The following is a 24,624-nucleotide window of genomic DNA, read 5'->3' on the forward strand; positions in this document are numbered from 1 at the left end:
TGTCGTTCCTGCACAAGCAGATTAGGACAAGCCGGGAGTAAGGGCCCCGCTCGGCCGGTCCTCCCTCCACCAGTGCACGAGCCCTACACCCCCACGAGTCTGCGCCTGCTTCCGTCCCAGGTGAAGTGCAGCGTGGCGATCCCGGGCACGTTGGGGTCGCGCAGGCACTCGTAGATGTTGAGGCTGGGCACACTCGCGAAGCATCCCCAGACGCGCTCCGAGGTGAGGATGAAATCGAGGTCGAGTTCGACGAGCAGGCCGAGCAGTCGGCCGTGCGTGGGCTCGTCGACCTTGGCGAAGGCGTCGTCCAGGAGGATGAGTCTGGGCGCCCAGGGCGCCTGGGCCGCGAGCGCGTCGAACTGGGCCGCAGCCGCGGCGAACAGCACCAGGTAGGCCACGACTCTCTGCTCACCCTGGCTGAGCGCGGTGCGGTGGCCGAGCCTGCGCTCGTCCCCGGAGCCGTCGGTGACGTAGACGGTGAAGGCGAACCAGGACCGGTAGTCGAGGGCCGCGCGCAACTGCGCTCCCCCGGTGGCGGTGGGGTCGAGTCGGCGGATCGCCTCGATGCAGCGGCGCAGGGCATCGCGCAGCCGGGTGGTCTGGACCCGGGAGCGCTTCTCCGCGGGGGTGGCCAGCAACGGGACGACGGCCTCGATGTCGGCCCCGGCATCGGGGGCCAGGTCCCAGTCCAGGCGGACGCCGAGCCCGGCTGAGGTGGTCACGTCCTTGAGCACGCCGTTCATGGTGGCGATGAGGGCGCGCGCCTCGTCGATCTGGCGGGAGAGGTGTCCGGCGAGCTCGCCGAGCAGGTGGCGTTCGAAGGCCTCCTCCTCGGCGACGGCGACGGTCTCCTCCGCGCGTGCGACCGCGGCGGTGACGCGTTCGGCGTAGGCGGTGACGTCGTGCACACCGTCCTCGTCGTGGATGGTGAGGCGCTTGATCCCGCGCGGTTCGCTGAGCTCGGCGCGCGTCTGCGACCAGCCGATCGAGGACAGCAGCCGCTGGAGGTCCTCCCGGCTGCTGAGGATGCCGCTGTCGTCGACCCCGATGACGTCGTCCTGGGCGGTGAGCCCCTCCTCGACCTGGCGGACGAAGTCCTCCAGGAGCGCGAGCCGGACGTCGGGGCCCGGCAGGGAGGCGGGTGCGGTCTGCGCAGACTCCGCTCTGTCTGCCTCGGAGCGGGCCGCCAGGTACCGGGCGAGGGGCCCGTCGGATCCGGCGCATGCCTTGAGCCCGGCCGCGTCGAGCAGGACCGTGTCAGGTGTGTCCCCTGAGGTGCCCGGGCCCGTGGTGACGGAGGAGACGAGGGCGTCCCCGGCGACGAGCGCGCGGCGGACCTGCTCGGCCCGCTCGCGAGTGGCGGCGTCGAGCCGGGCCTCGGCGCTGACGCGCCGGTCCCGGGCTTCCTGGGCCGCTCGTTCGAGTTCGGGCAGGCGGCGGGCGGCCTCCTGGGCCCGGGCCCTGACCTGCGCGCGGGCGGTGTCGAGCTGTTCCGTGGATGCGCCTCCGGCGCGTTCCCCAAGTTCGAACTGGCGACGGACTGTGATCATGTCGTCGATGGCGGCCGCGCGGGCGTCCTCGGCGAGGACGCGGTTGGCGCGGGCGCGTCGCCAGTCCGTGACGTGGCGTTCGTGGTCGGCGAGGTTCCAGGCGAGGACGTCGAGGTCCCTCAGCGCGGCGGCGACCAGGACGCGCAGGTGGTCGAGGGCGCGCAGGGTGCTGTCGAGGTCGGCGCGGCCGGTGGGCAGGGAGTGCGCGGCCGCGGCCTCGCGGAGCCCGGAGCGCAGGTCGAGGAGTTCGTCGCGCGTCCGCTCGGCCTCGCGCTGGGCGCTCTCCTGAGCGCGGCGTGCGGCGGCCACGTCGGTGCGGGCGGCGTCGAGGGCCGCCCAGGCGCGGGTGAGCGGGGCGGGGTCGGGCAGGTCCCGGGAGACCTCCAGGAGTTCGGCGTAGGCGTTCTCGACCGCCCAACGGCGTTCGCCCGCCTCCGAGAGCAGGGCTTCGGCGATGTCGATCCTGCGGGCGGTGTTGGCGGTCCGGCGGTCACGGGCCCGCTTGCGAGCGGCTCTGCCGATGAACTCGGGTTCGCTCTTGTGGTGGGCCCCGGAGGCCACCCCGAGGCTCCAGGAGCCGTTGAGGGACACGGAGCTGACGGTGGCGACAGTGGCGTCACGGCGGTGCTTGGCTGCGGTTCCGTCGATCGGTCCCGGCCGGGCCGAATGCAGGGTGATGGAGGACAGCAGTGTTCGCAGGGTCTCGTGCCCCACTCCGGTCTCGGGCTCGGCGACGGGGACGAGGACGTCGAGGAGGGTGCGCCCCTTGGCGGGGTGGGACGGGGTGAGGATCAGGTCGCGGGTCCCGGGGTCGTGGACGGCGCCGTCGGAGCCGATCCAGGCGGAGAGGAGTCCGCTGGCCTCCAGTGCCGCTTCCAGGCCGGCGCGTTCGCGCGGGGTGAGCTCCTCCGCGAAGTCGACGGCGAGGTGGAAGGGGACGCCGTTGCCGTCACCTCGCGGGCGTGTGGCCCAGGCCGGGCGCTCGGGTGCGGGGTCGTTGCCACGCGAGCGCCGTTCGGCGAGCTCGTGGAGTTCGTCGGCGAGCCGCCCCTCCTCTCCGACGGCGACGTCGCGGCGGGCGCGCAGCTCCTCCAGGAGCGGGTCGACCGTGGCGTGGGCGAGCCGGGCGACGGTGCCCGGCACGTCCGGGTCCAGGACGCGCAGGGACTCGCTGATGGGCAGCTCCACGCTGCCCTCCAGCTCGTGGATGGCCTCTCCCAGGGCGTGGGCGTGGCCTGATGCGCGCAGGCGGGCGGTCCAGGCGCGGACCCCCTCGGCGTAGGAGGCGCTCTCCTCGCGCAGGCGGGCGATGGCCCCGCGCTCACGGGTGTGGGCGTGTTCCAGGACCGCCTCGGCGCTCTCGGCCTCGCTGGTGAGGGCGACGAGGCGGCGGTCGGCGGCGGCTTCGGCGGTGGTGAACTCGGTGAGGCGCGTGGCGGTGTCGGTGCGGTGCTCGGCGTGTTCGGCGGCGGTGGTGAGCCGGTCGTGGAGGAGGCCGAGGCGTTCGCGCAGGGTGTCCAGGTCCAGCCCGTCCACGGGCGGGCGCTCCACGGCCTGTTCGAGCCCTTGGAGGTCGACACGGGTGGTGCTCTCCCTGGGGGCGTGGACCCGGGACGCGGTGTCGGGGACGGCCCCGAGGGAGGCGGGGTCGATCCCGGCCGCGTGGGCGGCCCGGTCGGTCTCGGCGTGGGTGTGCCGCAGCACGTCGAGGGCGCGTTCGATGGTGCCGATGTCTTCGCTGAGGCGTTCGACCGTGTGGTTCTCCGTGCGCTCGGCGTGTTCAGCGGCGACCCAGGCGGCTTCGGCGGCGCGGATGTAGGCACCGACCGCGGCGTCGTAGGCGCGGCGCGCGCCCTTGGTGGCCGTCGCGGCGTCCGTGCCGGCGGCAGCGAGGGTGGCGTCGTCGGCGTTGGCGGTGTCGCGGGTGCGGCGGGCCTGGTCGCGTTCCTCGGCGATGCGGCCCTCGGCGGAGACCAGGCGGTCGAGTTCGGTGCGCAGGCGGTCGGCCTCGGCGGTACGGCGCTCGCAGGCGTCCAGTTGTGCGCGGACCTCGGCCGCACGAGTGCCCAGGGCGTAGAGCAGGTATCCGCGGTAGTCGGTGAGGAATCCGTCGACGCCGCTCCCCGCCCTGGTGAGGGCGGCCTTCTCGTCCCTGGCCTGTTCGAGGTCGGCGATGTTGCGCGCGACCTCGTCGAGGACGGTGTCGTCCATGGGGGGCAGGGCCTCGGACAGGACGCTGACGAGTTCGCCGGCCTCCAGACGGTCGCCGATGGTGGGGCGGCGCAGGCGGTACAGGAGGTGGACGAGGTTGCGGTACCGGACGGAGTCGTCGATGCCGAAGAGGCGGTGCATGACCCGGGCCCGGTAGGCGACGGCGCTCGTGAAGCAGTTGTCGGAACCGATCTCGGAGCGCAGGCGGTCGACGGGTTTGGGGCGGCCGTCCGTGACCAGTTCGAGGTCGTGGCCCACACGGCGCTCGGTGACGAAGAACACGCACCGGGGGTCGGAGTCCCCCACGGCCAGGACGGCGGCACCGAGGGTGAGGTGGCGCGGTGCCGTGGCGGGGGGTTCGGGTTCGGAGCCCTTGCCGCTGCCGGTCCGGCGGGCGCCGTCCAGGCCGCGTTCCCCGCGGTCGGTGGTGAACTCGACCCACAGGTAGCCCAGACGTGTGGTGGGCCCGGCGTCCTCGTCCGCTTCGCGGGGCTCGGGGGGTTCGCTCTCCGTTTCGGCGCCGCCCAGCAGGTCGGGACCGGTGTGGTCGGAGCCGTCGGCCGACGCGGGGCGGCCCCCCTCAGCCATGAGCCACCGCAGGCTGGTGCGGTTGGTCCCCGTGGTGTCCAGACGGCGGACGTCCCCGTCCAGGAGGAAGGGCAGCAGCATCTCCAGGGCCTTGGACTTGCCTGCGCCGTTGCGTCCGCGCAGCAGGAGGCGGCCCTCGGCGAAGTCGAGGACCTGGTCGTCGTACTGCCAGACGTTGCGGATACCCGCGCGTTCGAGACGGTAGCGCGGGCTGTCGGCCGGGTCAGACGAAACCGTCTCCGGGGCTGTGCCGGTCTCCTGGGTCACCGCTGTCTCCTGGGTCACCACTGGTCGCGCTCACCTTCTCGTTCGCCACCGTTTGCGGCACGGACGCCACTGGTTTCAGGTCGCCACGGGGGTCGGTGGTGACCCCCGGATCGTCGTGGTCGGCCCTGCCTGGTTCGACGGGGGACGTCCGGCCGTCCACGCCATTGTCCTGGATGCGGGGGACGCGCTCGTCCACGTCGGTTCCGTAGCGGGCGGCGGCAGCGGTGAGGTACCGCTCCCCCGGGGCCCCGCGCAGGAGGCCGAGGTCCGCCAGAAGGGCCAGCACCCGCACGGGGAGCCGTTCCGGGTCGGGGATCTCGGGGCCCGCCGTGCGGGCCCACTCGGCGCGCGCGGGCGCCCGTGCGCCGCAGAGCGCGTCCAGGGCGGCGTCCAGTTCCGCGTCCGGCACGGGGACGGAGGTGGTGGGACGGCCGGGGAGCAGGCGGCCTGAGAGGTGTCGGATCAGGGCCAGGGCGGTCTGTCCGACAGGGTCGTCGGTAGGGAAGCCGGCGTGTTCGCCGGTGTCGTCCGGTGCCACCAGTGCCACCCCCTCGGCTCGGACCTCGGTGTCGTGGCCGAGGAGGCTGCCGAGTGCGGAGGCGGCCCGCCACTGGTGCGCGGCCAGCCGGTCGCGCTGGCGGTCGGGGAGTTCCTCGCGGTAGACGACGGCGGTCTCGGCGAGGAGTCTGCGCAGCGCGACCTCACCCGCCTGATCGCCGCCGGGGTCGGGGTCGGCGGCCTCGGCCAGGAAGGAGTCGGGGGTGTCTCCGGCCTTGGGCGGGTGGGCCGCGACGGAGCGGACGATTCCGGGTTCGGGGCTCAGCAGGGGGTCTGCTGTGGCGTCGGCCCGGTGGTCGGCGAGCCGCCCCGCGGCCTCGGTGAGGGCACCGAGGCCGATGAGGTACTCCAGCGCGGCGCAGAACGCGCGGCGCTCGCCGAGTCCGCGCTGCGGATCGGCGTCGATGTCGGCCTCGGCCGCGACCGAGCGGACGCGCCCGGCGAGTGCACGGACCGGGACGGGTTCGGGGTGCTCCAGGAGAACGGCCAGGGTCAGCGCGAGGTAGGTGTGCACGCGCGGGGTGAACCGTGTGCCCGTCGCACGGGTGAAGGGCCGGGTGACCTCCTCGACGAGTCCGCGTTTGACGAGCCTCGCGTGGTCCTCGGCGATGACCAGTCGGTAGCCGAGAACCCGTTGGAAGCGCTGGACCAGCCATTCGGCGTGCGAGCACACGAGGGCGTACTCGGCCGGGCGGGTGCGTGCGGTGATGAGCGGCCGTGCCATCAGGGCGCGGGCCGCGGCCTGGCGCTCCCCGATGAGGGCGGCGTCCTCGCCGTGGGCGTCCGTCTCCCTCACCCCCTACAGGCTCCGGCGCGTGTGCGCCGAGAGGTCGATCGGGCCGGTGGTCTCGTGGTCGGGATCGGGGACCGCCTCTGGGGCGGCGGTCGGCTCGCGGAGGGCGGAGGGAGGCTCCTCTGCGGGGTCGAGGACGTGCTGTCCGTAGGGGGTGACGCGCAGGCGCAGCCCCTCCAGGGTCAGTTCGCCGCCTTCACCGAGCACGGTGACCTCGGCGCCGGGGGCGGGGATCACGTGAAGGCGGAGGCCGAATTCGAGGTCTCCAGCGGAGGTGGGCCGACCGCTGGCGTCACCGGAGCCGAGGGCGGCGGTGAGCAGCTCCATGAGGACCTCCATGCCCGCACCGGACAGGTTCAGGCTGGCCCGGTCCCCGGTGGGCTCGGCGAGCAGGGAGCCGATCTGCTCGGCTCCGGCCCGGCGCCAGTGGGCGGAGGACTCGGCGGCGTCGCGCAGGCGGGCGCGCTGGGCGCGGTGGTCGCGAACGGGTTCGGGAGGGCGTGTGCCCGGCCGCTCGGTGACCGTGCTGCGGTCGGGGTCGGCCTGCCACCAACTGGTGGTGGCGGCGATCCGGTCGTCGACCCTGCCCGCCAGGTGGAGTGCGGAGTGGAGCCCGTACGCGGCGGTGGCCAGTGCGTCGGCCCGGTCGGGGCCGGCCTCTTCGAACCAGGAGGCCAGGCGCAGGAGCGCGGCACGGCCGTGCCGCGGCGCCGACTGCTCGCCGGTCCCCTGTCCTTCATCCGCGCGGTCGTCCGCGAGCTGCTTGAATCCCACACTTCAGCAGACTAGAGACCTCCCGGACACACCACACCCGGTTCGGCCCCTGTTGGCCCGGCCGAACCAGCCCTCTCACCCGCGCTGAACAGGGATTATGTACTTTTTCTGAAGTTTGGATCGATTCTCGGGAACATGTTCCACCAGCGGCCTCGGGGCGTCACCCGGGAGGCAGGGCCAGTCGTCCCCCGTCGGCCTCCGCCATGGCGCGGCGCATGTCCTCGGGCATGCCCCCGCCGCTCACGGTGTAGGTGGAGAAGTAGGCGGTGCCCTCGACCTCCACAGGGTCGGCGAGGACGACGTCCACCTCGTAGGGGTCATCCGTGCAGCCCTCGTGGAGGCACCACGTCCCCGAGGCCCCTCCCTGGCCACGCGCGGTGTCCACCGACCACTGCTCCCACTCCATAGCGGAGAACGTGGTGAACTCCGTGGCGACGTAGGAGTCGGGGCGCTGGTCGGCCCGGCCTCGCTCGTCGCCGTGGGTGTTGAACACGTAGGTCTCGCCGTCCCCGGCGGTGACGGGCGCCGCCCCCTCGGACGCGGGCCGGGGCTCCTTGCCGACGGACCCCCCCGGCACGGCCGCCTGCCCGCCACAGGACGCCACCATCAGCGCGACCGCGCCACTCAGCAGAACACCACGTTTCATTCCGGCCTCCTCCGTATGCCTGACCGTGCGTCGGAAAAACGGAGAGGCCCTCCGGCCGAGCCGGAGGGCCTCCCACTTCTGTTCTCGGTCGCCGACCGCCGCGACGGGTTCGGTGGAGCCCGCCGGGACCGCACTCGCCGCACCGGGCGCGGGCCCGTGGACGCCGTCGGCCGCTGCGGGGCCGGGCGAGACGCCGAACGGTTCCTAGTCGATGTTGGTGCCGACCGGGCCGTTGGTGCAGTCACCGGCGGTGTCCGGCGACAGGACCGGGACGTTCACACCGAGCGCGCCGAGGGCGAGGTCGGTGTTGCAGAGCTGGATGGGAACGAGCTGCAGGTTCTGGTTGAACTGCTGGTCACCACCGTGCGACCCCCCCGCAGAGGCGGGAGCGGCGGCCAGCATGGCCCCCAGGGCGATTCCGGCAATGGCACTGGCAGCGGTGAACTTGCGCAACATGGTCGGAATCTCCTAGTCGACGTTCGTGGCAACGGGGCCGTTGGTGCAGTCACCGGCGGTGTCCGGCGACAGGATCGGGACGTTCACACCCGCGACCAGGCCAAGGGCCAGGTCCGTGTTGCAGAGCTGGATGGGAACGAGCTGCAGGTTCTGGTTGAACTGCTGGTCACCACCGTGCGACCCCCCCGCAGAGGCGGGAGCGGCGGCCAGCATGGCCCCCAGGGCGATTCCGGCAATGGCACTGGCAGCGGTGAACTTGCGCAACATGGTCGGAATCTCCTAGTCGACGTTCGTGGCAACGGGGCCGTTGGTGCAGTCACCGGCGGTGTCCGGCGACAGGATCGGGACGTTCACACCCGCGACCAGGCCAAGGGCCAGGTCCGTGTTGCAGAGCTGGACCGGAATGGCCTGGAGGTTCTGGTTGTACTGCTGGTCGCCACCGTGCGAACCGCCGTGGCCGTGGGCCATGGCCGGGGAGCCGGAAAGGACGAAGCCGAAAGCGGCACCAGCCACAAGGCCGGCAACACCGAGCTTACGCAGCATGTGTATTTCCCTTCTGAAAACGTGAATAAATGTCTCGGTCGGACTGTTGCCGGAACTAGCTGATGTTGGTGCCGACAGGCCCGTTCACGCAGTCGCCCGTGGTCTGCGGCGACAGGATCGGAATGGTGATGGCAACCAGGCCGACGCTGCCGGTCAGGTTGCAGGACTGGATCGGGACCACCTGCAGGTTCTGGTTGAACTGCTGGTCACCACCGTGCGAGGCGTAAACGGGGGCTCCGGTGAGGAGCGCACCCATAGCGGCACCGGCGACCAGGCCAGCAGCGGCCATCTTCTTGATCATGATTCCCCCGAGACGAAATACGAGGTTCAACAGAAAAAGACGCAGGCGTTGTTGCACCTGTGTCGCGGTGGACTAAGGCAATCATCATCCGCCCCCCGGTTTTTGTCAACGCCGAAACCCCGAGGTCGTTTTGTCCAAATTGCCGGAGATGCTCTTTTTATAGAGAGTTCAATTGTCGTTTTCCCGACTATATTCATGATCTCCACCCATGTGGATTTTCCACCCCCAGAGGTGCCACCGACCCCACCCACCGCAAGGCGAGAACCGAGCGAACCCACCAAAAAGCCGCCACTCACGGTGATCATCACGCGACTTCACCGTGACACCTTCGCGATCGTCCGAATCCCACAAGGCACCCGCGACCCCGTCACGCCGCACAAGAACATGTGATGCACATCACCCGGAGGGGAGTGGGCGGACGCCCGGAGGACGGACAGCCAGGAGGAGTGCCGGGAGGCGTTCCACGGCTGTTCCACAGGTGTCCCGTGGGGAGCCGGGAGCGGCCGGGAACGCGAAGGGCCCCGGTGTCCAGCGCTGATGCTGGTCACCGGGGCCTTTCCCCAGGGTGGCAGGTCAAGGATTCGAACCTTGGAAGGCAAAGCCGACGGATTTACAGTCCGCTCCCATTGGCCGCTCGGGCAACCTGCCTGGGCTGCGGCGACGTGTTCGTCGCGACGCATGAACGAGACTAGCGGATGATCGCCCCAAACCTGAAATCGATTAAGCCGCGCGCCGTCGCCGCGGTACTTCCCGGCACCTCCGAGCGGCACCCGGCTAAGCTCGGGAACCCCGCCCGGCCGGACCTTCCGGCTCGGGCCGGACGAGACCGCGCGGACGCCCGCCGGGCGTCCGCTCCCATGACAGACAGCGGGGTGTGAGCGTACGTGGCCGCCGAATCCAGTTTCGACGTCGTGTCCAAACTCGACCGTCAGGAGATCGACAACGCTCTGAGGCAGGCGGACAAGGAACTGTCCCAGCGGTTCGACTTCAAGGGCACCGGAACCGGCATCGCCTGGAAGGGGGAGGAGGTCGAGATCACCAGCAGTACCGAGGAACGCGCCACCGCGGCCCTGGAGGTCTTCAAGGACAAGCTCGTCAAGCGCAAGGTCTCCCTGAAGACCATCGAGCCCGCCGACGAGCCCAAGCCCTCGGGCAAGGAGTACCGCCTGCCGATCGGGCTCAAGGAGGGCATCACCCAGGAGTATGCCAAGAAGATCTCCAAGCTCATCCGCGACGAGGCCCCCAAGGGTGTCAAGTCGCAGATCCAGGGTGACGAGTTGCGAGTGAGCTCCAAGAAGAAGGACGACCTCCAGAGCACCAAGAGGCTCATCGAGGAGCAGGACTACGACGTGGCCCTGCAGTTCGTCAACTACCGCTAGCCGCCCCGGCCGGGCCGCTCCGGCCGGGGCGGCCCGGCTCCGTCAGCCCGGGCCCCACTCGCCGTGCAGTCGGCGCAGCCGCCGGACCCGCTCGTCCACGGGCGGGTGGGCGGAGAACAAGCGCCCCGCGCCGACGGGGAACGGGTTGGTGGTCATCAGGTGCGCCGCGGGCAGCAGGAGGCGCTGCTGCGGCAGCGGGTGGGTGCGCGTCCCCGTCTCCAGCTTGCGCAGGGCACGTGCCAGGGCCATCGGGTCGCCCGTCAGCCGTGCCGCCTCCTCGTCGGCCCTGAACTCGCGGCGACGCCCGACCCCGCAGTAGACGACCGCCCCGGCCACCGGGGCCAGTAGCGCCAGCATCAGCCCCCCCAGCAGGTTGGGCATGTCGGTCTCCTCCGACTCCCCCAGCGGCAGCAGGAGCGTGACCGCGGTGAGCGCGGCGATCAGCGCGGTCAGGATCGAGGCGACCGAGCTGATCAGGGTGTCGTGCGCGCGGATGTGTGCCAGCTCGTGCGCCAGCACGGCCCGCAGCTCCCGTTCGTTCAGAGTGCGCAGCAGTCCCGTGGTGCAGCACAGCGCCGCCCGACGCGGGCTGCCGCCGGTGGCGAAGGCGTTGGGCGAGGGGATGGGGGACAGGTAGAGCCGGGGCATCGGCTGCCGAGCAGCCGTGGCCAGCTCGCGGACGATCCGGTACAGGTCGGGGCGCTCGATCTCGCCCACCGGCCGGGCCCGCATCACGCGCAGGGCCAGCGACTCGCCGAAGAGGTAGACCAGCACCCCCGCGCACACGACCAGCACCAGACAGAACTGGGCCCCAGCCGACGCGGCGACCAGCCAGCCGCCGCCCACGAGCAGGACACCGGTACCGGCGAACAGGCCCGCCGCACGAAGCACGTTCACGTGCATGCCGCCACCTTCCCACCGGTTTGTCGTCTTCGATGTCGTCCATGGTGACAAACGCGCGGCCCGCCGCCTCGCGTTCCCCACCTGACCAGCCGTTCACCACATTTCCCGGAGCACACTTCCTCTGATGTGACAATCGCCACCCGAACGCGGGCGGGCCGCGCGCGAGCGCCTATAGTGCGAGCGTGGTCCTTGTCACTCCATCCACCGGCCCCGGAGATCCGGACCCGTGGACGAGCGGCGGTGTCGTCGGCGGCCGGCCCCTGCACTCCCCGGCCGTCGCGACGGCACCGCACACCGCGGCACCGGGTTGGCGCACCCGGCCGCCGCGGGGACCACGACCGCTGTCCTCACGCTGGCGGACCGGATGCCGTCACCGGCACTCCCCCAAAGGCTGACAACCGAGCGCCGCCGCCCCTACGACCGGCGGCTCACCGAGGAGGTCGTCGATCTCAGTGGCCAAACAGATCGAACAACTCGACCGGGTCATCATCCGCTTCGCGGGTGACTCCGGCGACGGTATGCAGTTGACCGGTGACCGCTTCACCCAGGACACAGCGTCGTTCGGCAACGACCTGTCGACCCTGCCCAACTTCCCCGCGGAGATCCGGGCCCCCGCCGGCACCCTTCCGGGCGTCTCCAGCTTCCAACTGCACTTCGCCGACCACGACATCGTGACCCCGGGCGACGCCCCGGACGTCCTGGTGGCGATGAACCCCGCGGCGCTGAAGGCCAACATCGGGGACCTGCCCAAGGGGGCCACGGTGATCGTCAACACCGACGAGTTCACCAAACGCAGCCTGGCCAAGGTGGGCTACGGCACCGACCCGCTCGGCGACGGCAGCCTCGACGGGTTCAAGGTCAGCGCGGCACCGCTGACCTCGATGACCGTGGAGGCGCTCACCGGCATCGACATCTCGAAGAAGGACGCACAGCGGGCGAAGAACATGTTCGCGCTCGGCCTGCTCTCGTGGATGTACAACCGACCGACGGAGGGGACGACGGAGTTCCTGAAATCCAAGTTCGCCGCGAAGCCGAGCATCCTGGCGGCCAACCTGGCCGCCTTCCGGGCCGGGTGGAACTTCGGGGAGACCACCGAGGACTTCGCGGTCTCCTACGAGATCAAACCCGCGCGGCTGCCCGCGGGCACCTACCGCAACATCACGGGGAACCTGGCCACGGCCTACGGCCTGATCGCCGGGTCCGAGAGGTCGGGGCTGCCGCTCTTCCTGGGCTCCTACCCCATCACCCCGGCGTCGGACATCCTCCACGAGCTGTCACGGCACAAGCGGTTCGGCGTGCGCACGTTCCAGGCCGAGGACGAGATCGCGGGCGTGGGCGCCGCCCTGGGCGCGGCGTTCGGCGGCGCGCTCGGCGTGACGACCACGTCGGGCCCCGGCATGGTGCTCAAGCAGGAGACCATCGGCCTGGCGGTCATGACCGAGCTCCCGCTGGTGGTGGTCGACGTCCAGCGCGCCGGCCCCAGCACGGGCATGCCGACCAAGACCGAGCAGACCGATCTGCTGCTGGCCCTGCACGGCCGCAACGGAGAGTCGCCCCTGCCGGTCGTGGCGTCGGCCTCACCCGCCGACTGCTTCGACACCGCCTTGGAGGCGGTGCGGCTGGCGGTGACCTACCGCACCCCCGTGGTGATGCTCTCGGACGGCTACCTGGCCAACGGGTCGGAGCCGTGGCGGCTCCCGTCGGTGGACGCGCTGCCCGTGATCGAACCCGGCTTCGCCGCTGTCCCGAACGGCTCCGACGGCTCCTTCCTTCCCTACGAGCGCGACGCGCGGACACTGGCCCGGCCCTGGGCGGTCCCGGGGACTGCGGGGCTGGAACACCGGATCGGCGGGATCGAGAAGCACGCCCGGACCGGCGACATCTCCTACACCCCCGCCAACCACGACCTCATGGTGCGCACCAGGCAGGCGAAGATCGACGCCATCGCCCGCGACATCGCCCCGCTGGAGGTGTCCGACCCCACCGGTGACGCCGACGTCCTGGTTCTGGGGTGGGGCGGCACCTACGGTTCGATCACCGCAGCGGTGCGCCGGGTCCGGCGGGCGGGCGGGCGGGTGGCCCAGGCCCATCTGCGCCACCTCAACCCCTTCCCACCTGACCTCGGCGAAACGCTGAGCCGCTACGACCGTGTGGTGGTTCCGGAGATCAACCTCGGCCAGCTCGCCCTGCTGCTGCGGGGCCGTTTCCTGGTCGACGTCATCGGCTACAACAAGGTGCGCGGCCTGCCTTTCAAGGCCGAGGAACTGGCGGACGTGCTTCAGGAGGTCATCGACGGTGGCGAGTGAGAACGGCGGACCCGCGGCCCACGGTTCCGGGAGCGGCCTCGCCGGCCTGCGCCTGGTGCCCAGGACCGACACGGCCTACGCGATGAAGGACTTCAAGTCCGACCAGGAGGTGCGCTGGTGCCCCGGCTGCGGTGACTACGCGATCCTGGCGGCCTTCCAGTCGTTCCTGCCCCAGTTGGGAGTGCCGCGCGAGAACATCGTGATCGTGTCCGGGATCGGCTGCTCCTCCCGCTTCCCCTACTACCTGAGCACCTACGGCATGCACTCGATCCACGGGCGTGCCCCGGCGATCGCGACGGGTCTGGCGAGCAGCCGCCCAGACCTGTCGGTGTGGGTGGTCACCGGTGACGGGGACGGGCTGTCGATCGGCGGCAACCACCTGATCCACGCACTGCGGCGCAACGTCAACATCAATGTCCTGCTGTTCAACAACCGGATCTACGGGCTGACCAAGGGGCAGTACTCCCCCACCTCAGAGGCGGGCAAGGTCACCAAGTCCTCGCCGGCGGGCTCCCTGGACCACCCGTTCAACCCGGTGTCGCTCGCGCTGGGCGCCGAGGCCGGGTTCGTGGCGCGCACGATCGACTCCGACCGCAAGCACGTCACGTCGGTGCTGCGGGCGGCCGCCGACTACCCGGGCGCCTCGTTCGTGGAGATCTACCAGAATTGCCCGATCTTCAATGACGACGCCTTCGCGCCGCTGAAGTCCCCCGCCGACCGGGACATGCGTCTGCTACGCATGGAGCACGGCGAGCCGCTGCGGCTGGGCGCGGACCGAGGCGTGGTCGCCGGTGAGTTCGGCGGTCTGGAGGTCGCGGACGTGAGCACCGTCGGCGAGGACCGGGTCATCCGGCACGACACGCACAGGGAGGACCCCGGCTACGCCTTCGCACTCTCCCGGCTGGACCGGCCCGCGTTCGAGCACGTGCCGATCGGCGTGTTCCGCGACGTGCGGCGCCCCAGCTACGACGAGCTGCTCAACCGGCAGATCACCGAGGAGCGGGCGGAGCGGGGCCCAGGCGACCTGGCCGACCTGCTGTCGGGCGGGGACACCTGGACGGTTTCCTGAACCGCTGCCGACGCCCCGCCGCCGGGAAAGTGCTCCCTTTCCTGGCGGCGGGGCCTACGCTGCTGGCATGCGTATCGTCATCGCCGGGGGACACGGGAAGATCGCACTGCGCCTGGCCGGGCTGCTGGCCGGCCGCGGAGACGAACCCGTCGCCCTCATCCGCAACCCCGACCATGCCCAGGACGTCCGCGACGCCGGGGCCGAGCCCGTGGTGGTCGACCTGGAGAAGGCCACCGTCACGGAATTGGCCGAGAAGCTCATGAACGCGGACGCCGCGGTGTTCGCCGCGGGCGCGGGGCCGGGCAGCGGCGCGGCCCGCAAGGAGACCGTCGACCGCGCGGCCGCCGTCCTGACCGCGGACGCGGCCTCGCTGTCGGGGGTGCGCCGCCTGGTGCAGGTCTCGGCCATCAACGTGGACGAACCCGTCCCGGAGGGCACCGACGAGGGCTGGGCCGCCTATGTGGAGGCCAAGCGCGCCGCCGACGCCGACCTGCGGGAGCGCCACCTGGAGCTGGACTGGACGATCCTGCGTCCAGGACGGCTCACCGACGGTCCCGGGACCGGGAAGGTGGCGCTCGGGGAGGACGTCGAGCGCGCCGCGGTGACCAGGGACGACGTCGCCGCGGTGATCGTCGCCCTCCTGGACGAACCGGGGACGGCCGGGAGGACTCTCAACCTGGTGAACGGTGAGACGCCGGTCGCGGAGGCCGTTCGGGCCGTGGCGCCGTAGGTACCGCTGTTTCGCACTTTCTGTGGCCAGATGTGTGTATTGAAGGCATGATGGTTGCGGAGCCCGGCGGGATCCCGCCTCGGTGGACGCGGATGACCGGGTAGTGCCAGACGGGTGAAGCAGCTCCGATTCAGAGATGGGTACGGTTTCTCATGAGCGTCACGCAGGTCGTCAGGGACAGCACCGTTGTCGAGCACGCGAAGGTCGCCGCGCAGCAGGGGCGTCGCATGTTCGTGGTCCAGCTCGACGTCAACTCCTACGACGACAGGGACAGCAAGCTGCGCCCTGGCCTGACCCGCATCCTGGAGGGGATCGAGGAGGTGGGGTGGCGCCTGGAGATGACCACACCCGGCGAGGCCGACGACGACAAGGCCTCCTGCCGCCTGTTCATCTTCCGTCCGGACCCGCAGGCCCACCAGCCGGAGCAGCCCGTCCCACAGGACCAGTCCGGTCAGCAGCAGGTCCAGCAGAACCCGGCGACCGGTGCCCAGCAGCAGTACCCGGGCTACGCCCCGCAGCCGGGTTACGGGCAGCAGTACCCGGGCTACGACCCCCAGCAGTACCCCGGCTACGGCCAACCGCAGTACGACCCGCAGCAGTACCCGGGCTACGGGCAGCAGCCGGGGTACGGCCAGCAGTACCCGGGATACGGCCAGCAGCCCGGCTGGTAGGTCTTCCGGCTTCGGGGCCCGCGCGGTGCGCGGGCCCCTTTTTGTGGCCTTTCGCCCTAGGAAGTCAGATTCCGATGCATTCGTCGTCGAGCCGGTCGGGCGACCCTTTCGCCACGGCGTATCGGGGGTTACGACACAAGAGGGCATGTCGTTTATGTCGCCCTCCATAGCAAGGAAAAACTGAGGAAAACCCGGATTCCCCCGAGGAAGCACACCAAGCAACCGTCGCACTACGCTAAGTTATTTCCGGCGGCTCCAGCCGCCCTATTGTGTACTTCCGAAAGGTGACCATCATGCGACGTATCGCCAAGATCTCCGGAATCGCTCTCGCCACCGGCCTGGCGCTGGGCGCCCTGTCCGCCCCCGCCTCCGCGGACAACAACTCCGACGTCCAGAACATCACCATCCCGATCTGCGCCGACGTGCTCCAGTTCGCCGGCATCAGCGCCGACGGCTGCAACGTCGTCGACTGGAACGAGTCCACCGGCATCCACGTCGACTAGGGACTCCCTCGGCCCGCCGGTGCGACCGGGCTCCGGCAGCACCGGCGGTCGCACCGCCAACCGATAAGGACCAGCAACATGAAGCGCTTCTCCACCGTCTCCGGGCTCGTGCTCGCCACCGGCCTGGCGCTGGGCGCCCTGTCCGCCCCCGCCTCCGCGGACAACAACTCCGACGTCCAGAACATCACGGTGCCGATCTGCGCCGACGTGCTCCAGTTCGCCGGCATCAGCGCCGACGGCTGCAACGTCGTCGACAAGAAGAGCGACGTCACCGCCTTCGTGGACTAAGACGCCGCGAGCAGGACCCCAGAGACGGGGCACGGTCCGCACACCGTGCCCCGTTCGCGTGTCCAGCTCGGGAACCACTGTTGTTCTCCCTCTGGGAAACCGACCGGTAACCGAAGGTGTGCCCGCCGTCGCGGTCAACATGCAGACAGGGAGGCACGATGGCAGTCATGGCCACCAGGCACACGGAAGCACCCGAACGGCGTCTGACCGTGGACGATCTGGAACACACCCCGGACGACGGACGGCGGTACGCACTGGTCGACGGGTGCTGTGACGTGTCGCCCGCACCCGTACCCCGGCACCGTTCCGTGGACAGCCCGCTGACGTTCCGCCTCGCGGACAAGGCGCCGGACGAGTTCACCGTGCTGACCGGTCCGGGGGTGAACCTCAACGCCGACCGGACCCACGACCGGATCCCCGAGCCCGCGGCCTTCGGCTGCGTCCCCCCTGACCGGGGCCACCGCCAGGTTCCTCCGGTGCCGGCGGTGGAGATCGTCTCCCCCGAGAGCGTGCTCCGTGACAACCACACCACACGCGCGGAGTACGCCGCGTTCGGCATCGCCTCGTACTGGATCATCAGCCCGCTCCCCGACAAGGTCGGCATCGTCGAGTTCCGCCTGGAGGACGGGCCGTACCAGGAGGTCGCCCAGGCCTGCGGTGAAGAGGTCCTCGAGACCGAACTCCCCTTCCCCGTCCGGTTCGTACCGCACCGGCCCACCACAAGGGGACCGTGGCGCGAACACATCGGCGGCCGGTCCGAAGAAGGCACCACGGGCACCGGGTGCCCCCCGTCACCGTCCCGGGATGTCACGCCTGGGGCGCCGTGGTACGTCTTCTCGACATGACCACCGATGACTTCGAAGAGCACCGCTCCCTGCTCACCGGTGCGGCCTACCGGATCCTCGGCACCGCGGCCGACGCGGAGGACGTCGTCCAGGAGGCCTGGCTGCGCTGGAACGCGGTCGACCGGACAGCCGTCGACGACCCGCGTGCCTACCTGGTCACCATCGCTTCCCGCCTGGCCATCGACCGCCTCCGGTCGGCGCGTTCGCGGCGCGAGTCCTACGTGGGCGAGTGGCTCCCCGAACCGGTCAGCGATCTGCCCGACGGTGCCGACCACGCCGAACTCGCCGACACCGTGGAGTACGCGCTCCTCGTCGTCCTGGAGAGCCTGAGCCCCCTGGAGCGCGCCGTCTTCGTCCTCCGTGAAGCCTTCCAGTTCCCCTACTCCCGCATCGCAGAGATCATCGGCCGCGAGGAGGCCGCCACCCGGCAACTGGCCAGACGCGCCCGAGACCACGTCCGCGAGCGGCGCCACCGTTTCGACACCGACAAGAAGAGCCGCCGCCGTATCACCGAGCGGTTCCTGCGGGCCGCTCTGGAGGGCGACCTGGAGGGCCTCACCGCCCTGCTCGCCGACGACGCGGTCCTCGTCGCGGACGGCGGAGGCAAGGCCCGCTCCCCACTGCGAATCCTGCACGGCGTGCGCCGGGTCGCGGGGTTCTTCCACGGCGTCGCGCGGGGGCGCAACACCCGGCGTTTCCTCGCCTCGGCGGGACTCCCCGGAACCGAGGAGGCCGACAGCGGGATCACCGAGGTCAACGGGGCTCCAGCGGGCTATGTCGCCGTACACGGCAGGATCGTGACGCTCGGGATCCTGGACGTGGCCGACGGCCGGATCCACAGCGTGTACCTTGTGTCCAACCCGGACAAACTGTCCCGTCTGCGGACGCCCGGCGCCCCCTGACGACAAGCGTGTCCCACCGACCCCCGAGGTGACCATGACGACGACCTCCGGCCGCCCCGCACTGGCCCTGGCAGCGGCGGCAACCGCACTCGCCCTGGGGTTGACCGCCTGCGGCTCCACCACCGAACCGGAAGCGGCCCCCGCCCAGTCACCGGCCGAGGACACGGCGGCTCCGGAATCGGGGGACACCTCCTCCGGTGTCCCCGCGGCGCTGGCGTTCGACACCACCACCGTGGACGGCGCGGACTTCTCCGGCGCCTCGCTCGCGGGTGAGCCCGCCGTACTGTGGTTCTGGGCACCGTGGTGCACCGTCTGCCGGGCGGAGGCGGCGAGCGTGGTCGACGCCTCCGAGCGCCACGACGTCGAATTCATCGGTGTCGCTGGGCTGGGCGAGGTCGACGCGATGAGCGGCTTCGTGTCGGACACCGGCACCGGCGGCCTGACACACCTGGTGGACGGGGACGGCTCGCTCTGGTCGGGCTTTGGCGTGGCTAGCCAGCCCGCCTTCGCCTTCCTGTCCGCTGACGGGACCTTCGAGACGGTCCAGGGCACCCTGACCGACGAGGAGCTCGACTCCCGCGTCACAGCGGTCACCGACGGCGCATGAGCCAGCTCCCATTCGCGATCGCTCTGGTGGCGGGCATGCTCGCGGTGCTCAATCCGTGCGGTTTCGCGCTGCTGCCCGGCTATCTGGCGCTGCTGGTCTCCGAGGGCCAAGGCTCCCACGGCCGCTGGCGGCCACTGGTCCGAGCCCTGGCCACGACGGCGGCGATGACGGGCGGCTTCATGCTCGTCTTCGCCGGATTCGGTCTGCTCATCACCCCACTCGCCCTGTCGGTGGAACAACACCTGCCCTGGGTGACGGTGGTGATCGGTGCGACGTTGGTCGCTCTGGGCGCCTGGCTGGCGGCGGGGCGGGAGATCACCCTGCTCCTGCCCAGGCCCTCCCCCGGCCGTCCGGTGCGGTCCCTACGCTGGGCCCTGGTCTACGGGATCACGTACGCGATCGCCTCGCTGTCGTGCACGGTGGGTCCGTTCCTCGCCCTGACCACGGCCGCGCTGCGCTCGACCAGCCCTCTGGGTGCGGTGGCGGTGTTCCTGGCCTACGCGGCGGGGATGGGTTTGGTCGTCGGCGTCCTCACCGTGGCCGTGGCACTGGCCCGGGACTCGGTGGCCGCGCGCCTGCGCCAGGCCATGCCGTACGTGACGCGCGCCGGGGGTGTGCTGCTCGTGCTGGCGGGGCTGTACGTGGCCTACTACGGGTGGTTCGAGCTGCGGGTGCTCTCCGGTGGGGCGGCCGACGACCCCGTGGTGGGTGCTGCGACCCGAGTGCAGGGGGAGCTGGTGCGCCTGGTGGAGGCGGTCGGTCCGGGGTGGGCCGCGCTCGCCCTCGGCGCGCTCGTCGCGGTCGTGGGCGGCGCGGCGTGGTGGCGGTCCCGCCGCGCGGCGCGGTAGGCGCGGCGGGACCGGCGGCGCTCAGTCCCCTGCCGGGGAGCGGCCCGAGGCCCACGCGACGGCACCGGTGAGGTCGTCGTGGTCGAAGTGCCGCAGTTCGGCCTCGACGAAGTGGTCCGCCAGTCGCGGCATGAGGTCAGCGAGTCTGCTGTCGGCGGCCAGCGCCACCCGACGGATCCGCTTGTGGTGGTCGCGGACGAAACGCGCGTGGTGCAGTAGGCCGCTGACGTTCTCCCATCCGGGGAAGTCCCGGCTGTGCACCACCAGCCCGGCGAGTTCGCCGTGCGAGGCGATCCAGGAGTCCGCCGTCTGTGCCAGGGCGTCGAAGTCCTGGGCCCGCAGCGGGCCCTCCAGTTCGACCACGAGGACCCGGGACTCGGTGTCCATGCGGTGGGACACCCCCGGCCCCTCGGGCAGCGACGCGAGCCAGCGCAGGGCCTCGTCGCGGTCACCGACGTCGAAGAGGCGGACCGGGCACGGCACGAGGAAGGCGCCGAGGCGGGTCGACTCGCGGATCCAGCCGGTGTCGGTCACGACCGCGCACCCCTCGAAGAGCCGCATCGCCCCCATCCCGACCTTGAAGTCCTCCCAGGCGGCCCCGGGTGTGAAGGAGCGGAACTCCGGTCCGAACTCGCAGAGCATACGGATGCGGTGGCCCTCGCGCCGCGCTTCGTCGACGATCGGTTCGATCACCGTCTCGTAGTCGGTCCTGGTGACCTCACCGTGGGCCTTCAGGGCGTCGATCCCCTTGGGGACGTCGATGATCCTCTCCAGCACGGTCTTCTCCCTCCATCGCGGTGTACGCCGTGAGGGGAACGGCGTGTGAGGTCCTACCCGAGCCGGAGCCGGACCACACGAGGCGGTCGCGCCGAGTCCCGCCGACACGACGGGGCGGAGCCGTTTTCCTGTCCGGCTCCGCCCCCGCGCCGCACCGTACGGTGTCGGTTTGGGTGTCAGACGTTGCGCATGCTCAGGCCGTAGAGGGCCGCTGCGGTGACCAGACCGTAGAGGACGTGTCCCATGAGGCTCATCATGGACATCTGCCCCATGGGGAACATGGCCATGCCCAGCAGCGCGGGCATGGCCATGAGGCCTCCGAGGACCCACAGAACGAGACCGAAGGCCAGGCCGGCGCCGAGGACGGGCCACACACGGTCGGCGAAGGCCCCGGCGAGGAGCCCGAACACCGCTCCGAAGACCGCCGAGATCGCCAGGTGCACGATAGCGCCCGCGACGGCGCTCTCGCTTCCGACGAGCATGGCGACCATCGGAAGCATGCCCGTCATGGCCATGAGGACCCCGAAGACCACACCGCCGACGAGACCGGCGACCGCCCCCCTCCAGGCGTGCGTGAGCGCGTGCGAGCGCGCGTGGGTGATGGTGGTGGACATGACCCTCACCTCCAGCGGGGCTCGTGTGCGGAAACCCCGCACACGGTGTTCCTCACTGGGAGACCTACCCCCGTGGGCACCGGCGGTCACGCGGTGGAGACCGGCCGCTGCCCACGGGCGGTGGAACGTGTCCTCAGAGGTCCGAAGGCGACTCGGAGGTTGCGCTGGGGTCGGCGGCCCGGGCCGAGCGCATGAGGTCGGGCTCCAGGTAGATCATCGTGGCGATCGGGACCTCCTGCCGGACGCGCGCCTCGGCGGCGTCGATCGCGCGGGCCACGCGCTGGGCGTCGTCCTGGCCGTCGACGGCGATCTTGGCGGCCACCAGCAGCTCCTCGGGGCCGATGTGCATGGTGCGCATGTGGATCACCGTGTCGATGTCCTCGGTGGCGGAGATGGCCCGCTCGATCTTGGTGACGTGCTCCTCAGTGGCGGACTCACCGACCAGGAGGCTCTTCATCTCCACGGCCAGGACGACGGCGATCGCGACGAGCAGGAGGCCGATGGCCCCGGTGCCCAGGCCGTCCCAGACTCCGTTGCCGGTGATGAGGGTCAGGCTGACACCGATGAGGGCGAAGACCAGGCCGAGGAGGGCACCGGCGTCCTCCAGCAGGATGACCGGGAGCTCGGGTGACTTGGAGCGGCGGACGAAGTCGACCCAGCTCGCCTTGCCGCGAATGGCGTTGGACTCCTTGACGGCGGTGCGCATGGCGATCGACTCAAGGACGATGGCCACGCCCAGCACCACGATCGGGACCCACTGCCAGGAGTCGATCGGGTGGGGGTGGGAGATCTTGTGCCAGGCCTCGTAGAGCGCGAACAGGCCGCCGACGCTGAAGAGCACGATGGCGACGAGGAAGGCGTAGATGTAGCGCTCGCGGCCGTAGCCGAAGGGGTGGGCGGCGGTGGCGTCCCGTTTGGCGCGCTTGCCGCCAAGCAGGAGCAGGCCCTGGTTCCCGGAGTCGGCGACGGAGTGGATGGCCTCCGCCAGCATGGACGAGGAACCGGTGAGCACGAACGCGACGAACTTCGTCACGGCGATTCCGAGGTTGGCCCCCAGCGCCACGACGACGGCTTTGGTACTTCCATCAGCAGCCACTGTGCTCTTCTCTCTGCGTCTTCTGGCTCGGTCAGGTCCGCATCCTAGCGAGGCCCGGTGTCGCCGGTCATACCGGAGTCGGGGTCGCCGACCCGCCCTGTGGCGCGCCGTTCCGGATCCGCGCGGGCCCCGAGCGTGGCGACCCCTGCGCCGGAGTCACTCTCACCGCCGAAACCTGCGCCAGCGCAGGGGGCGGCTCCGCTGCCACCGGTCAACGGACGGACCGGTCGGCCGGACGCCGTCCCCGACGATCTCGTGGATCGTGAGGACCTGCCCTGGAAAGCGGCCGAGCCCGCGGCGGCCACGCGCGACGACATGTCCGCGCACGGCCGCCGCCGTTTCCGTACCCCCGGCTGCTAGGAGATTGACAGAATGATTATCATTTTCATCATTACTTCGCTTCCCCACGGGGCACCCCGTGCCCCCTCATCCCCGGCCGCTACGGATCCTCCGCGAAGCCGTGCTCCGGCCGCTCCCCCTCCCCTGACCGCAGAAAGGCGCACCGTGGCGCGGACCACCGCCCGACCCCACCCTCCCCCGGCCACCGCCGAACCCCCTCCCCCGCGACCGGCACGGCGCCGCGTCGGCGGCCCCTGGACGGTCGCCGCCCTGTGCGCGGTGCTGGCCGTCTCCGCCGTGCTCGCGATCGGTCTGGGCTCGGCGGTCATCGCCCCCCTCGACACCCTGCGTTACTTGTGGGCCGGCACCAGCGGCGGCGTGATCGGCGCCGAGGAGGTGACGCGGTACCAGATCACCTGGCAACTGCGCACGCCCCGCGTCCTGCTGGCCGCGGTCGTCGGCGCGGGACTGGGCGCGGTCGGTGCGACCGTGCAGGCGCTGGTGCGCAACCCGCTGGCGGACCCGTTCATCCTGGGCGTCTCCTCGGCCGCGTCGGTCGGCGCGGTCTCGGTGGGCGTGTGGGGCGTGCTGGGCTCGCTGGGGGTCTACGCGGTCTCGGCCGGCGCCTTCCTGGGTGCGCTGGGCGGGACGGTGCTCGTCTACCTCGCGTCGCTGTCAGCGGGCGGGGTGACCCCGCTGCGCCTGGTCCTCACGGGTGTGGCGCTGTCCTTCGGTTTCCAGGCGGTCATGGGGGTGATCGTCTACTTCGTGCCGGGCAACGAGGCCACGAGCACCGTTTTGTTCTGGACCATGGGCGGCTTCGGCGCGGCCACGTGGGGCTCCCTGCCGCTGGTCGCGGCGGTCGTGGTCGGCGGGATCGCGGCGCTGACCTCGGTGAGCCGCCGCCTGGACGTGATAACCCTGGGCGACGAGACCGCCGCCAGTCTGGGTGTGGACACCGACCGCCTGCGGCGGGGCCTGTTCCTGCTCACCGCTCTGATGACCGGCGCGATGGTCGCGGTGAGCGGCGCGATCGGGTTCGTCGGGCTGATCGTGCCGCACCTCGTACGCATCGTCGCCGGGGCGGGGCACCGCCGTGTCCTGGTGGTCGCGCCGCTGGTCGGCGCGGTGTTCATGGTCTGGGTGGACCTGCTCGCCCGGGTGGTCGCCGCGCCCCGGGAGATACCGCTGGGCTTCATCACCGCGCTGGTCGGTGTACCCGTGTTCGTCCTCCTGCTGCGCCGCAGGGGCTACCTGTTCGGAGGCCGCTGATGGATCTGCGCATGGACGGTGTGTCGGTCACCGTCGACGGAACGGAGCTGGTGCGCGAACTGTCGCTAGAGGTGCCCGGGGGCCGCCTGGTGGGTCTGGTGGGCCCCAACGGCTCCGGCAAGTCGACGGCTCTGCGCTGCGTCTACCGGGCGCTGCGCCCCTCGCGGGGAACGGTGTGGCTGGACGGGCGGGACCTGAGCGCCCTGAGCCTGCGCGAGAGCGCCCGGTCGGTGGCCGCGCTCACCCAGGAGGGCGGCAGCGACCTGGACTTCACCGCGGCGGAGATCGTCGCGCTGGGCCGCACGCCCCACCAGAGGGGCAACCGGCCCCTGGACGCGCGGGAGCGGGAGCTGTGCCGGTCGGCGATGGAGCGCATGGACGTGGCCCACCTCGCCGACCGGGGCGTGCTCTCACTGTCGGGCGGTGAGCGCCAGCGGGTCCTGCTCGCGCGCTGCCTGGCCCAGGAGCCGCGAGTCCTCGTTCTGGACGAGCCGACCAACCACCTGGACGTGCGGCACCAGGTCGGGCTGCTGTCCCTGGTCCGCAGAGCCGGGATCACCGTCCTGGTCGTCCTGCACGACCTCAACCTGGCCGCCGCGGCCTGCGACCGCGTCGGCGTGCTGTCGGGAGGCCGTCTGGTCGCCTCCGGCACGCCCCGGGACGTCCTCGTCCCCGAACTGATCGAGCGGGTCTTCGGTGTGGCGGCCACGGTCGTGGCCCACCCCCGGACCGGAACACCCCAGCTCCTCTACTCCCTCACCGATGACACGGAGAAAGAAGGTTAGGAC

Annotated in this window: 25 protein-coding genes and 1 tRNA gene; 13 read left to right on the forward strand and 13 right to left on the reverse strand. The window is 71.2% G+C overall.

Annotated elements, in window-relative coordinates:
* Positions 1-83: 83 nt before the first annotated feature.
* The 9 genes from B042_RS0100365 to B042_RS0100405 all read right to left on the reverse strand — a co-directional run bounded on the left by B042_RS0100365 (position 84) and on the right by B042_RS0100405 (position 9,335).
* Positions 84-4,616: a TIGR02680 family protein gene (locus B042_RS0100365; protein ID WP_036553504.1), complete on the reverse strand. Its 4,533-nt coding sequence runs from the start codon at positions 4,614-4,616 to the stop codon at positions 84-86.
* Positions 4,573-5,970, reverse strand: a complete 1,398-nt coding sequence (locus tag B042_RS0100370; RefSeq protein ID WP_028646538.1) for a TIGR02678 family protein — start codon at positions 5,968-5,970, stop codon at positions 4,573-4,575. The genes B042_RS0100365 and B042_RS0100370 overlap by 44 nt, the downstream gene beginning before the upstream one ends.
* Before the next feature lie 3 nt (positions 5,971-5,973).
* Positions 5,974-6,741 (reverse strand): DUF2397 family protein, encoded by a 768-nt coding sequence (locus B042_RS0100375; RefSeq protein ID WP_028646539.1) that lies wholly within the window; start codon positions 6,739-6,741, stop codon positions 5,974-5,976.
* A gap of 160 nt (positions 6,742-6,901) precedes the next feature.
* Positions 6,902-7,387 carry a hypothetical protein gene (locus B042_RS0100380; RefSeq protein WP_028646540.1) on the reverse strand — a complete coding sequence of 162 codons (486 nt, stop codon included), beginning with the start codon at positions 7,385-7,387 and terminating at the stop codon, positions 6,902-6,904.
* A 204-nt stretch (positions 7,388-7,591) separates the two neighbouring features.
* Complete coding sequence (locus B042_RS0100385) at positions 7,592-7,843, reverse strand: hypothetical protein (protein ID WP_028646541.1); 252 nt, start codon at positions 7,841-7,843, stop codon at positions 7,592-7,594.
* A gap of 12 nt (positions 7,844-7,855) precedes the next feature.
* Complete coding sequence (locus B042_RS0100390) at positions 7,856-8,110, reverse strand: hypothetical protein (RefSeq protein WP_028646542.1); 255 nt, start codon at positions 8,108-8,110, stop codon at positions 7,856-7,858.
* Between the two features lie 12 nt (positions 8,111-8,122).
* The gene (locus B042_RS0100395) at positions 8,123-8,386 is read right to left on the reverse strand and encodes a hypothetical protein (RefSeq protein WP_028646543.1); all 264 of its coding nucleotides are present in this window, start codon (positions 8,384-8,386) and stop codon (positions 8,123-8,125) included.
* Positions 8,387-8,441: 55 nt separating this feature from the next.
* A complete protein-coding gene (locus tag B042_RS0100400; protein WP_028646544.1) occupies positions 8,442-8,687 on the reverse strand; it encodes a hypothetical protein in 246 nt (81 codons plus the stop codon).
* Between the two features lie 566 nt (positions 8,688-9,253).
* Positions 9,254-9,335: transfer RNA gene (locus tag B042_RS0100405), tRNA-Tyr, on the reverse strand.
* Between the two features lie 236 nt (positions 9,336-9,571).
* On the opposite strand from B042_RS0100405, the gene B042_RS0100410 reads away from it, so the two are divergent.
* A complete protein-coding gene (locus tag B042_RS0100410; RefSeq protein WP_028646545.1) occupies positions 9,572-10,066 on the forward strand; it encodes a YajQ family cyclic di-GMP-binding protein in 495 nt (164 codons plus the stop codon).
* 42 nt (positions 10,067-10,108) lie between these two features.
* On the opposite strand, the gene B042_RS0100415 is transcribed toward B042_RS0100410, so the two are convergent.
* On the reverse strand, positions 10,109-10,969 hold the full coding sequence (locus B042_RS0100415) for a M48 family metalloprotease (RefSeq protein WP_028646546.1): 861 nt from the start codon (positions 10,967-10,969) through the stop codon (positions 10,109-10,111).
* Positions 10,970-11,421: 452 nt separating this feature from the next.
* Between B042_RS0100415 and B042_RS0100420 the strand changes: the two genes are divergently transcribed.
* The 10 genes from B042_RS0100420 to B042_RS0100465 all read left to right on the forward strand — a co-directional run bounded on the left by B042_RS0100420 (position 11,422) and on the right by B042_RS0100465 (position 19,738).
* On the forward strand, positions 11,422-13,275 hold the full coding sequence (locus B042_RS0100420) for a 2-oxoacid:acceptor oxidoreductase subunit alpha (protein ID WP_028646547.1): 1,854 nt from the start codon (positions 11,422-11,424) through the stop codon (positions 13,273-13,275).
* An 82-nt stretch (positions 13,276-13,357) separates the two neighbouring features.
* Entirely contained in the window at positions 13,358-14,344 is a 987-nt protein-coding gene (locus B042_RS0100425; protein ID WP_081748540.1) for a 2-oxoacid:ferredoxin oxidoreductase subunit beta, read from the forward strand.
* A gap of 67 nt (positions 14,345-14,411) precedes the next feature.
* A complete protein-coding gene (locus B042_RS0100430; RefSeq protein WP_028646549.1) occupies positions 14,412-15,074 on the forward strand; it encodes an NAD(P)H-binding protein in 663 nt (220 codons plus the stop codon).
* Positions 15,075-15,226: 152 nt separating this feature from the next.
* A complete protein-coding gene (locus tag B042_RS0100435; RefSeq protein WP_028646550.1) occupies positions 15,227-15,745 on the forward strand; it encodes a hypothetical protein in 519 nt (172 codons plus the stop codon).
* A gap of 293 nt (positions 15,746-16,038) precedes the next feature.
* Positions 16,039-16,248: a hypothetical protein gene (locus tag B042_RS0100440; protein ID WP_028646551.1), complete on the forward strand. Its 210-nt coding sequence runs from the start codon at positions 16,039-16,041 to the stop codon at positions 16,246-16,248.
* 78 nt (positions 16,249-16,326) lie between these two features.
* The gene (locus tag B042_RS0100445) at positions 16,327-16,536 is read left to right on the forward strand and encodes a hypothetical protein (RefSeq protein ID WP_028646552.1); all 210 of its coding nucleotides are present in this window, start codon (positions 16,327-16,329) and stop codon (positions 16,534-16,536) included.
* A gap of 167 nt (positions 16,537-16,703) precedes the next feature.
* The gene (locus tag B042_RS21515) at positions 16,704-17,381 is read left to right on the forward strand and encodes a Uma2 family endonuclease (protein ID WP_081748524.1); all 678 of its coding nucleotides are present in this window, start codon (positions 16,704-16,706) and stop codon (positions 17,379-17,381) included.
* Complete coding sequence (sigJ, locus tag B042_RS0100455) at positions 17,378-18,283, forward strand: RNA polymerase sigma factor SigJ (protein WP_028646553.1); 906 nt, start codon at positions 17,378-17,380, stop codon at positions 18,281-18,283. The genes B042_RS21515 and sigJ overlap by 4 nt, the downstream gene beginning before the upstream one ends.
* A 34-nt stretch (positions 18,284-18,317) precedes the next feature.
* Positions 18,318-18,890 (forward strand): redoxin domain-containing protein, encoded by a 573-nt coding sequence (locus B042_RS0100460; protein ID WP_036553560.1) that lies wholly within the window; start codon positions 18,318-18,320, stop codon positions 18,888-18,890.
* Positions 18,887-19,738 (forward strand): cytochrome c biogenesis CcdA family protein, encoded by an 852-nt coding sequence (locus tag B042_RS0100465; protein WP_028646555.1) that lies wholly within the window; start codon positions 18,887-18,889, stop codon positions 19,736-19,738. The genes B042_RS0100460 and B042_RS0100465 overlap by 4 nt, the downstream gene beginning before the upstream one ends.
* A gap of 21 nt (positions 19,739-19,759) precedes the next feature.
* On the opposite strand, the gene B042_RS0100470 is transcribed toward B042_RS0100465, so the two are convergent.
* The 3 genes from B042_RS0100470 to B042_RS0100480 form a co-directional block, all read right to left on the reverse strand.
* Positions 19,760-20,515, reverse strand: coding sequence for an STAS/SEC14 domain-containing protein (locus B042_RS0100470; protein ID WP_028646556.1), 756 nt, complete (start codon positions 20,513-20,515; stop codon positions 19,760-19,762).
* A 176-nt stretch (positions 20,516-20,691) separates the two neighbouring features.
* Positions 20,692-21,129 carry a CDP-archaeol synthase gene (locus tag B042_RS0100475; RefSeq protein WP_028646557.1) on the reverse strand — a complete coding sequence of 146 codons (438 nt, stop codon included), beginning with the start codon at positions 21,127-21,129 and terminating at the stop codon, positions 20,692-20,694.
* A 133-nt stretch (positions 21,130-21,262) separates the two neighbouring features.
* Entirely contained in the window at positions 21,263-22,225 is a 963-nt protein-coding gene (locus tag B042_RS0100480; protein ID WP_028646558.1) for a cation diffusion facilitator family transporter, read from the reverse strand.
* A gap of 504 nt (positions 22,226-22,729) precedes the next feature.
* On the opposite strand from B042_RS0100480, the gene B042_RS0100485 reads away from it, so the two are divergent.
* Together B042_RS0100485 and B042_RS0100490 are read left to right on the forward strand one after the other, a co-directional pair.
* The gene (locus B042_RS0100485) at positions 22,730-23,836 is read left to right on the forward strand and encodes an iron ABC transporter permease (protein ID WP_028646559.1); all 1,107 of its coding nucleotides are present in this window, start codon (positions 22,730-22,732) and stop codon (positions 23,834-23,836) included.
* Positions 23,836-24,621, forward strand: coding sequence for an ABC transporter ATP-binding protein (locus tag B042_RS0100490; protein ID WP_028646560.1), 786 nt, complete (start codon positions 23,836-23,838; stop codon positions 24,619-24,621). The genes B042_RS0100485 and B042_RS0100490 overlap by 1 nt, the downstream gene beginning before the upstream one ends.
* The last annotated feature ends 3 nt before the right edge of the window (positions 24,622-24,624 follow it).

Source organism: Nocardiopsis sp. CNT312, from assembly GCF_000515115.1.
Taxonomy (GTDB): Bacteria; Actinomycetota; Actinomycetes; order Streptosporangiales; family Streptosporangiaceae; genus Nocardiopsis.